9 protein-coding genes are annotated in these 9492 nt (G+C 63.3%); 4 read left to right on the forward strand and 5 right to left on the reverse strand.

Going from position 1 to position 9492, the window contains the following annotated elements; translation table 11 throughout:
- The first annotated feature begins 51 nt into the window (after positions 1-51).
- Entirely contained in the window at positions 52-318 is a 267-nt protein-coding gene (locus LK434_RS01670; RefSeq protein ID WP_006721620.1) for a hypothetical protein, read from the forward strand.
- Positions 308-613, forward strand: coding sequence for a type II toxin-antitoxin system RelE/ParE family toxin (locus LK434_RS01675; protein WP_006721619.1), 306 nt, complete (start codon positions 308-310; stop codon positions 611-613). The genes LK434_RS01670 and LK434_RS01675 overlap by 11 nt, the downstream gene beginning before the upstream one ends.
- A 188-nt stretch (positions 614-801) precedes the next feature.
- Here the strand turns inward: LK434_RS01675 and LK434_RS01680 are convergent, their stop codons facing one another.
- Together LK434_RS01680 and LK434_RS01685 are read right to left on the reverse strand one after the other, a co-directional pair.
- Positions 802-1422 carry a helix-turn-helix transcriptional regulator gene (locus LK434_RS01680; RefSeq protein ID WP_006721618.1) on the reverse strand — a complete coding sequence of 207 codons (621 nt, stop codon included), beginning with the start codon at positions 1420-1422 and terminating at the stop codon, positions 802-804.
- A 224-nt stretch (positions 1423-1646) separates the two neighbouring features.
- Entirely contained in the window at positions 1647-1868 is a 222-nt protein-coding gene (locus tag LK434_RS01685; RefSeq protein WP_148334628.1) for a hypothetical protein, read from the reverse strand.
- A gap of 462 nt (positions 1869-2330) precedes the next feature.
- Between LK434_RS01685 and LK434_RS01690 the strand changes: the two genes are divergently transcribed.
- A complete protein-coding gene (locus tag LK434_RS01690; protein ID WP_006721616.1) occupies positions 2331-3437 on the forward strand; it encodes a hypothetical protein in 1107 nt (368 codons plus the stop codon).
- Between the two features lie 716 nt (positions 3438-4153).
- Here the strand turns inward: LK434_RS01690 and LK434_RS01695 are convergent.
- The 3 genes from LK434_RS01695 to LK434_RS01705 form a co-directional block, all read right to left on the reverse strand.
- Positions 4154-4984, reverse strand: a complete 831-nt coding sequence (locus LK434_RS01695) for an HAD-IIB family hydrolase (RefSeq protein WP_227917793.1) — start codon at positions 4982-4984, stop codon at positions 4154-4156.
- 143 nt (positions 4985-5127) lie between these two features.
- Positions 5128-6177 (reverse strand): tryptophan--tRNA ligase, encoded by a 1050-nt coding sequence (gene trpS, locus LK434_RS01700; protein WP_040361369.1) that lies wholly within the window; start codon positions 6175-6177, stop codon positions 5128-5130.
- Between the two features lie 175 nt (positions 6178-6352).
- Positions 6353-7597, reverse strand: a complete 1245-nt coding sequence (locus LK434_RS01705; protein WP_232212178.1) for an MraY family glycosyltransferase — start codon at positions 7595-7597, stop codon at positions 6353-6355.
- 293 nt (positions 7598-7890) lie between these two features.
- On the opposite strand from LK434_RS01705, the gene LK434_RS01710 reads away from it, so the two are divergent.
- Positions 7891-9378: a YfcC family protein gene (locus LK434_RS01710; RefSeq protein WP_006721612.1), complete on the forward strand. Its 1488-nt coding sequence runs from the start codon at positions 7891-7893 to the stop codon at positions 9376-9378.
- Positions 9379-9492: the final 114 nt, after the last annotated feature.

A 9492-nucleotide genomic window follows, 5' to 3' on the forward strand; every position in this document is an offset into this window, starting at 1 on the left:
ACCTTTCTTGCATGTGGTATAGTTGGGCCACATTTGAGAAAGGGGCGAAGCATGGCGGTCGTGGTTCCCGTGCGCGATATGAAGGATACGGCGGCTTTCACGTCGCTTGTGGAACGCGAGCGCAGCGTCACCGTCACGCGCAACGGTTACGAGGCCTTCCACTGCCTTTCTTCCGAAGAGTGGGCCGCTCAGCGCGATGAGGTCGCAAAGGCCAAGCTGTTCTCTCGCATCCTGCTCGCGGAGCAGGAGATCGAACGGGGCGAATACACCGACTTCGACGAGTTCGCCACGGCCCTCAAGGCCGAATATGGCCTATAGGCTCTCCATTTCCCGCGAGGCCCAGCGGGAGTATCGCGATATCGTTTCGTATTTGGTGGATGTGCTGAGGGGCCCGCAGGCGGCGCGACATTTCATGTCGGAGTTTGAGCGGCAGGTTTCTATCGTGCGGGATCAACCGGAGGCGTTCGAACTGTGCCATCTGCCCGAGTTGGCAGCGAGGGGCTATCGCTCTGTTGCGGTCATGAGATATACCGTTCTGTACAAGGTTATTGCCGACCGGGTGGTCATCGCGCACATCTTCCACCAATCGCAGGATTACGCCTGCCTGGTGTAAGTGGCATGACGGTCCATGTGCGGGACTGCCTTCTCGCACTCGATCTACCTGCGGATTGCAACCATAGGGTGCCTCAGATTTTCGTAAAATGAAGCCTCAAGTTGGTGGTGCCCGCCGCCTGGCTACCGTAGTGTTGGAGTCGCCGGCAGAGGAACACCAAGTGCCCGATGCCCGTGTACGCACATCTGCTAATGTAGCAGCCCCCAGGCCACGTAGCCAATTGCCCCGCCGATCGCCGCGGCAACGAGGAACATGAGCATGTCGTACGCCAAGCGATGGCGCGCTGCCCAGCCGCGGCGGGGGAGTGCGCGTGGATTGCGCTCGATTTCGCCCTCACCGTTCATGAAGGCGAGAATCTCCTTGTACGTCACCAGGTCGTTCTTGCGCTTAATGTTGTCGATGACTGCCGCGACGACCAGTCCTGCCACCGCTGGCAGGACGGCGATGGCGTACGACACCTTGGTGCCCCAGATGCTCTCCATCCAGTCGAATGCCGGCGTCAGCATCAGCACGAGCGTCAGCGCCAACAGTCCGAGCATCAGCACGGCCAGCCACTGCATCTGCGCTCCCATTCGCTTGCGGTCCCGCTCGACGGCCTCTTCCATAATGGTCACGTCTCCCTTCACGAGCGTGTCTATGGAGGTGTCGAACAGGATGCTCAGCATGAGCAGGCTCTGTACGTCCGGGTACGTCTTGTTCCGCTCCCAATTCGAGATCGTCTGGCGCGATACGTAGAGTTTCTCGGCGAGCTGCTCCTGTGAGATCCCCATCGCCTCACGCCTCGTCTTGATTTGGTTGCTGATGTCCATCGTCACCTCCCGGTCGTGAAGGAGCGTCCCGCAGAAGTGCCAGGTGCGCTATCGAATCTGTTGTACATCTTACGCAAAAGGTTGAGTTCGGCGCTGCAAAATTTGTTGTACACGCCTGTGAACTGGGGATATGTACGGGGTCGGTGACTTTCGAGGCGTGTTGGAGCCGGGCGTCTCGTTGGGGTCTTCGCGGTGCGACGGTCTGAGCGTCCGGTGCTGCATCCTCAGTGCGCTTCCTGAGGCCCGATGCGGTTCTTGAGACCTGATGCGCTTTTTGAGGCCTGGCGCACTTTTTGAAGCCCGATGCGCCCCGTGAGGATCGATGCGCTTTTGAAGCTCAATGCACTTCTCGAGGCTTGATGCGTTTCGCGGGGCCCGATACGTTTCGTGAAGCCCGATGCGGTTCCTGAGACCTGATGCGCTTCTTGAGGCTTGATGCACTTCATGAAATTCGGTGCACTTCTCGAAGTTCAATGCACTTTTTAAAACTCGGTGCACCTGACGACCGTTTGACGCTGCAATCATGGTCGTAAAGTGCATCGAAGATATAAAAGTGCATCGAAACTGAACGGGCGCATCGAAGTTGAGCAGGTGCATCGAAGTTGAGCGGATGCACCATGGTTGAGCGGGTGTACCAAGGTTGAGCGGGTGCATCGAAGCTGCAGAAGCACATTAAAGTTCTAGAAACGCACCAAGGTTGAGCGGCTTGTTGAGGCAAACATGCCTTGCCGACGTCAGGTGTGCGCGGGACGAGTCGCATGCCACTTACCGAAGTGGCCCTTGCCCTACTTGCCGACGCCAGACGGCCGGGTCGGGTCGCATGCCGCTCGCCGAAGCGACAGACGTCACAGCCCATCGGAATGGTAGGGTGTGGTGCACCCGGTAGCGGCTGCAACGGAGGACACCTCATGGGCGATCTGTTCGAATCGTTTCTACGCGTGGCGATGCTCGTGCTCATTGTCGGGCCGCTCACGGCGTGGATTGCTCGCCGCGCCGCTCGCGAGCGCAAGGAGGCCACTGACAGCCTTGAGCACTTTACCGTGCGGATGCCCGCCGCCCCGCGTGTGATCCTTGCCGCATGTGCCGTTTTGTTCGAGCTGATCATGCTCGCGGTCTATGTGTGGCAGGGTCTTTCGCTGGGCATTTGGGACCATGCACTCGTGTGGTTCGGCCATGCCATGGCGCTCGCCGGCATGGGTATATGGGCCCTGGTGAGCCTGCCTCGCTTGGACGTCGATGGCGAGCACATCGCCATTCGCACGGCTCTCGGTAGGCGCAAGCGCGCAACGTTTTCCCAGATCACCCGCGCAACTCTCCACACGCAGATGATGTCGGTCGTGCTGTATGCGGGCGATTGCGGGGGCGAGCGCAAACTCGCCACGGTCAACTTGGAAGGTACGTGCGCCACCAACTTGCTGGCCCGTTTGGCGCAAGAAGGCATCGAGGTCGCCGACGCCGTTCAGGCTCCCATGACCAAGGCCCGCCTATGTTGGGCGGCCATCAAGCCGCTCACGCTCGTGTTCGTTGGCATGGCGGTGGTGTTCTCCCTGGTCATCGCATTCATGGCGCTGTTCACCGATGAAGGTGCAGGGTTGCTGGTCATCATTCCGTTCCTGTTTATCCTCATCGGCGGCCTGTTGCCCCTCATCATGCTGAGCATGCCCATCCGCGGCGCGTACGAGATCACCCTGCAGGAGCGTGAGCTCGGGTTCTCGTTCGCGCAGGAGATGGCGGAGCACGGCGCCACCGGCACGGAGTTCGAGGACGATGACTGGTTCGTGTCGATCAGCAACGCGCGCATCGTGGCGTTCAGGCGCGATTACATCAAGAGGCTTTCCGCCGTCGAGGGAACCGAGAGCGGCGACCGCTGCGTGGTGACTGCGAAGAACGGCAAGAGGCACAAGGTCTACGCGGCGGGCAGCACCCTTGAGGACTTGCGCACATGGTATCGGCGCGGTCCGCGTCAACGGTCGATGGCCGATCGCGCCGTGGATGCGCTCGAGACTCTCGTCTAGTCGAGTGCTCGTCTAGGTAAAACGCGCGCGCCTCATCCGGGGCCTCGCGGGGTTCGCGGACCCTTGCTACACAATGAGGACCGCAGGTACATGCGGCCCTCGGGTAGTGAACAGGCCACGCAGAGGGGAGGGAAGACGCGGCCTCGTATGTTGTGAAGGCGTCCGTATCGCCTGTGCCTTCGACAAGTTAACTATATAAAACTCTTTTGCAGCTATGAGCGCTGAAAGAGCCCCACACGGTATTTCCATAAGTTAACCAACGGTTACAATGGCAGAGCCTTTTGCATTTGGGTGCGTGTGCGAGGGTGTTTGCCCAAGGGTACGTGCCCGAGGGTGCATGCGCGAGGGTGTTTGGCCAAGGGTGCGCGCTCAAGGGTGTATCCCCATGCCTCTTCATCTTTTGGCGATCCTTTGCCCTAGGGTTTTCCGTCTTTTGTCGGCGCGCTGCCTCAGGGCGCTCCGTCTTTTAGTGATCCTTCGCCCTGGGGCCTTTTCCCGTGTAGCCTCAGGGCTCCTTAGCACCTTGCCCCTTTAGGTTCCATAGCGGCATAGCCCCAAATCCTATCGGCTTTGTAGTCCTGTGCGCTTGGCTTTGCCGTTTCCGTTGCCCTAAAGTCCCAATGCTCCATAACCCCATGGCCCTTTGCCCATATGACCCTATGGCACCACGGCCCCATGGCTTCATGGCACTATATGGGCAATGGGGGCAAACGGGCTCAGCGCTCCAAGAACCGCTCGACGAGCTCCTCGAATGCACCGTCCATGCCGGTCGTGTTGAGCACCACATCGCAGGAGGGGCGCACGTCGTCCGTCACGTTGGCCACGCCCACGCCCAGGCCCGCGGCTTGGATCATCGAAAGGTCGTTGGCCGAGTCGCCCACAGCGATGACCTCGGATAGGGGGATCTCAAGCATCTCCGCCAGGCGCGCCAGGCCCGTCCCCTTGTTCACGCCGGCTGGCATGAGCTCCAGGTAGCGCTTGGACGAGAACGTGATCTCCACACCCAGGCGCTCAGCCACGGGGGCAAGCGAGGCCCCGAGCTCCTGCAACGCGTCGAAATCGCGGTTGACGTAGAGGATCTTGACGATGTCGCGCCCTTCGAGGAAGGACAGGTCGGGGTGGTCCTTGCTGTTCACGTGGGTCACGCCCGAGATCGAGGCGAGGTACGCGCGCTCGTCGTCGTCCGCGTCGGGGACGAACACGTGCCCGTCGGCCACGTTGATGTGCATCGCCAGGCCCAGCTCGCGTCCACGGGCGTAGAGCTCCTCGGCGCATGTGCGCGAGAGCCCGTAGGTCGTGAGGGGTTCAGGGTCGCCCACGCGGTTGATGAAGCCGCCGTTGTACGACAGCACGTAGCTTCCCTCGAGCAGCTCGCGCGCCTCGCCCGGGAAGTTGTCCATGATGGAGGAGTACCAACGTCCGCTTGAAGGGACGAACAAAACGCCGAGCTCCCTCATGCGGCGCAGCGCGCGCAGGTTGGCCGGAGGGATGGCATGGTTCGAATCGAGAAACGTCTCGTCCATATCGCTGGCAACAAGTCGGTACACGCGGACCCCCTTCGTTTGGAAAAATGAGGTGGGCACATTATCGCCCACCTCATACTCAAATTGAATGGCTCTGTTTATGCGCGGTCTGCGAGCTGCGAATTGCGCGTGCGCCGGCCCTACGGGCCGCTGGGAGCGAATAGGCGTTAGTACACCATGCCCATGGCCTCGCGGACCTCGGCAAGCGTCGCCTCGGCGACCTCGTTGGCGCGGCGATTGCCCTCGTGCAGCACATCCTTCACGTAGTCCAGGTCGCGCTCGAGCTCGGCGCGGCGCTCGCGGATGGGGGCGAAGTACTCGTTCACGCTCTCGGTCACGTACTTCTTGAGCTGACCGGAGCCGCCCATGCCGATCTCCTCGGCGATCTCGACCTCGGAGCGGCCGGTGCAGATGGCGGCGGTGGAGAGCAGGCCGGACACGCCGGGGCGCGCCTCGGGGTCGAACGTGATCATGCGCTCGCCGTCGGTCTGGCTTTTCTTAATGCGCTTGGCGGTCTCCTCGGCGGTCATGGAGATGTTGATGGCGTTGCCGTAGGACTTGCTCATCTTGCGGCCGTCCAGGCCCGGCAGCAGCGGCGTGTCGGACAGCAGCGCATCGACCTCGGGGAACACGTTGCCAAAGCGGTTGTTGAACTTGCGCGCGATGGTGCGGGTGAGCTCGATGTGCGGCAGCTGGTCGCGGCCCACGGGCACCACGTTGCCCTTGCAGAACAGGATGTCGCAGGCCTGGTGCACCGGGTAGGTGAGAAGCAGGCCCGTGAGCTCGTGGTTGCTCGCCTCCATCTCGGCCTTGACCGTGGGGTTGCGCTGCAGCAGGGCCTCGCTCACGAGCGAGAGGAACGGCAGCATGAGCTGGTTGCAGGCCGGCACGGCGGAGTGGGTGTAGATCATGGTCTTGTCGGGATCCAGGCCGCAGGCCAGGTAGTCGATGACCATGTTGTAGACGTTGTCCTGGATGTTCTCGGTGGAGTCGCGGTCGGTGATGACCTGGTAGTCGGCGATGAGCACGTTGGTGTGGACGCCCAGCTCCTGCAGCTCGACGCGGCTCTTGAGGGTGCCGAAGTAGTGGCCCAGGTGCAGGCGGCCGGTGGGGCGGTCGCCCGTGAGCATGGTGTACTTCTCGGGGTGCAGGGGCAGGTCGGCGCGGATCTCGTTGCTGCGCTTGAGGCTCACGTCGTAGCTGAGTTCGTTGGGCATGGTCTCTCCTTTACATGTGCCCGTGCGGGCCTTGATGTGGACGGGTGCGTGCGGACGGGTGCGCTGTGCGCGCTGCGCGGCAAACGCGCGGGCGCGGGGGATGGGCAGGGTCTCACGTCGCGCGGAGTTCGCAAGGCGGATGGGCGCGCGGCGTGCTCTCGCGGACGGGGCGGGGTCAGTCGTCCTCGCGGGCGTGCGCATCGCGACTGCGGTGCGGCCCCTTGCCCGGCAGGAGCTCCCCGAGCCGCTCGATGCGCTCCTCGTGCGCCTCGGCCGCCGCGCGCTTCTCGTCGGCAAAACCGGGGTCTTCGGGCGTGACGATCTCATCGCGCTTGGTCTTGGGGTTGTAATGGTGCCGCAAGACCGGCTCGAACAGATGCAAGCGCGTCGCGAACAGCGCCGAGCATGCGAGCAGCACGAGGAAGATGACGATGCGGGGACCCACGGAGACCTGGTTGATGATCACCGCGCCGAGCGAGAGCAGCAGGCACCAGCCGTAGATGAGCAGCACCGCCTGCCGCTGGTCGTAGCCCTCTTGGATGAGGCGATGGTGGATGTGCCCCTTGTCGGCCTGGCCGATGCTTACGTGCGCGCGGCGGCGGCGCACGATGGCGGACAGGGTGTCGAGGATGGGCACGCCGGCCACGATGAGCGGGATGATGAGCGAGGTGAGCGCGGCGGTGCGGCTCACGTTGAGCAGCGAGATGGTACCCAGCCCAAAGCCCAAAAGCAGCGAGCCGGAGTCGCCCAAAAAGATGGTGGCGGGGTGGAAGTTGTACCGCAGGAACGCGAGGCAGGCGCCAAAGAGCGCGATGGAGAGCGTGGCGGCGTCCAAGCGGCCGGAAAGGACGGCGAAGGAGAACATGGAGAGCGACGCGATGCCGGAGATGCCCGCGGCGAGCCCGTCGAGCCCGTCGATGAGGTTGATGATGTTGGTGAACGCCACCAGGTAGATGACCGTGATGGGGTAGGCGATGAGCCCCAAGTCGATCTCGGTGCCCGGGACGAGCGGGTTGACGACCCGGCCTATGAGCAGGCCCGCCGAGGCGGCGACGCATGCGGCGAGCACCTGACCGAGGAGCTTCTTCTTGGGGCTGAGGGAGCGCACGTCGTCCACGGCACCCGTCGCGACGACGATGAGGAAGGCGACGCCGAGCAGGGGATAGTTGATGCTCATGCTGGGGTGGGGAATCAGGATGGGCGGCCAGCCCAGCAGCTTGATGCCCGCGATCTCGACGATGAGCGCGCAGCAGAGCCCCGCAAAGACGGCGAGTCCCCCCAGGCGCGGGATGGGCGTGGTGTTGATGCGGCGCTTGGAGGGGTAGTCGATGGCCCCCCAGCGCTGCGCGAGGCGCTTTGCGATGGGAACGCACAGGTAGGTGGCAAGGAAGGCCGCGGCAGCCACAAAGAGGTATGGCATCGCATGTTCCATAGGTGCACCACCGTCTGCTCGTGAATCTTCATGCGTCGAGGACGCGAAATCTCACCCATGATACCGGAAGGCCCCCTGGTGCCGCTCCCTCGTTCGCATAAGGGCACGTTTCGCGCACAAGGCCGGAAACGCCATGCGCATGGAGCCTTGCGGGCGCGGGCGCGGGGTGCCCGCAAGGCCGTCTTTGGTTTGAGGTTCGGGCGGGCGCGCGGTACCCTTTGGTCGGACCCCGGCGCGGCTGCGGCGTTCCGGGGAGTCGGTCTATCGAATGGAGGCATTCCATGTCAGAAACGTCAGGGGGAAAGACCGCAAAAGAAAAGGTCATGATCTCCTCCTACACCATCCTGATCGCCATCACGCTGCTCGTCGGGTTGGCGACGATCGTCCTCGCGCAGTTCGTCCCGGGCGTGACTGCTGCGAGCGTGAGCGACATCCTCGCCTCGCCCGTGCTGGGCTTCTTGGACGGCATCGAGGTGTCGCTCTTCCTGCTGATCTTGGGCGGGTGCTTGGGCATCGTCAATAAGCTGGGAGCCCTCGACGCGGGCATCGCTGCCCTCGTGCGCAGGCTCCACGGACGCGAGACGGTGCTCATCGCCGTGATCATGGCGATCTTTGCGTTGCTCGGCTCTACGTACGGCTTTTGCGAGGAGACGATTCCGTTTTACGGCCTGCTCGCCGCGACCATGTTCGCCGCGGGCTTCGACACCATGGTCGCCGCCGCAACGGTGCTGCTCGGCGCTGGTGTGGGATGCCTGGGTTCCACGGTGAACCCGTTTGCGTGCGGTGTGGCCACCGACTCGCTCGCCAGCGTGGGCATCGAGGTCAACCAGGGCATCGTGATCGCCCTCGGCGCGATCCTGACCGTCGTGAGCTACGCTATCTCGCTATTCTTCATCCTGCGCTACGCCAACCGCGTGCGCCGCGACAAGGGTTCCACCATCTTGTCCCTGCAGGAGCGCCATGCGGCGGAGGAGGCATACGGCGAGGGTGCCGCCTCCGCGGCGGACGGCCCGGCCGCCCTGGAGTTCACCGCCAAGCGCAAGGTCGCCCTGGCGCTGTTCGGCGTCTCCTTCGTCATCATGATCTGCGGCTTTATCCCCTGGGCCGATTTTGGCGTCGACATCTTCACGGCGGGCGGCGTGTACGACGAGGCCGCCGAGGCGTGGACCGTCATGCCCTGGAGCGGCCTGCTCACGGGCAACCCGCTGGGCGAGTGGTACTTCAACGACGCGTCCATCTGGTTCTTCCTCATGGCCATCGTGATCGGCGTGTTCGGCGGCCTGCGCGAGAACGAGATCGTCGACGGTTTCCTCGACGGTGCCGCGGACATGATCGGCGTCGCGCTCATGGTGGGCCTCTCGCGCGCCATCTCGATCCTCATGGGGCAGACCGGCCTCGACATGGTCATCCTCGATTCCGCGTCCACCGCGCTCGAGGGAACCTCCGCCCTGGCGTTCGGGCCCATCAGCTATCTGGTGTATCTGGGCCTGTCGGTGGTCATCACCTCGACCTCCGCGCTCGCGACCATCTCCATGCCCATCCTGGGGCCGCTGGCGGCGAATCTGGGCTTTGCGCCCGAGGTCGTCATCACGATCTTCTGCGCCGCGAACGGTCTCGCCAACCTGTTCAGCCCCACCGCCGTGTTCCTGCCCGGTCTGCTGCTCGCGCGCGTCCAATATCCCACGTGGCTCAAATGGGCGCTGGTTCCCATCATCGCGATCGCGGTGGCGAGCGTGGTCGTGTGCACGGGGGCGCTGCTCGTCCTATAGGCCTTGGCGTGGGCGCCCGGGCCTTCTCGCCCAAGCGCCCGCGTTTGCATGCATGGCGACCATGTGCAGGCGTCTTCTTCTCCTTTTTGGGGAGAGGGCGCTCGATTCGAGTTC

The sequence above is a fragment of the Collinsella stercoris DSM 13279 genome (assembly GCF_020735465.1).
Lineage (GTDB): Bacteria > Actinomycetota > Coriobacteriia > Coriobacteriales > Coriobacteriaceae > Collinsella > Collinsella stercoris.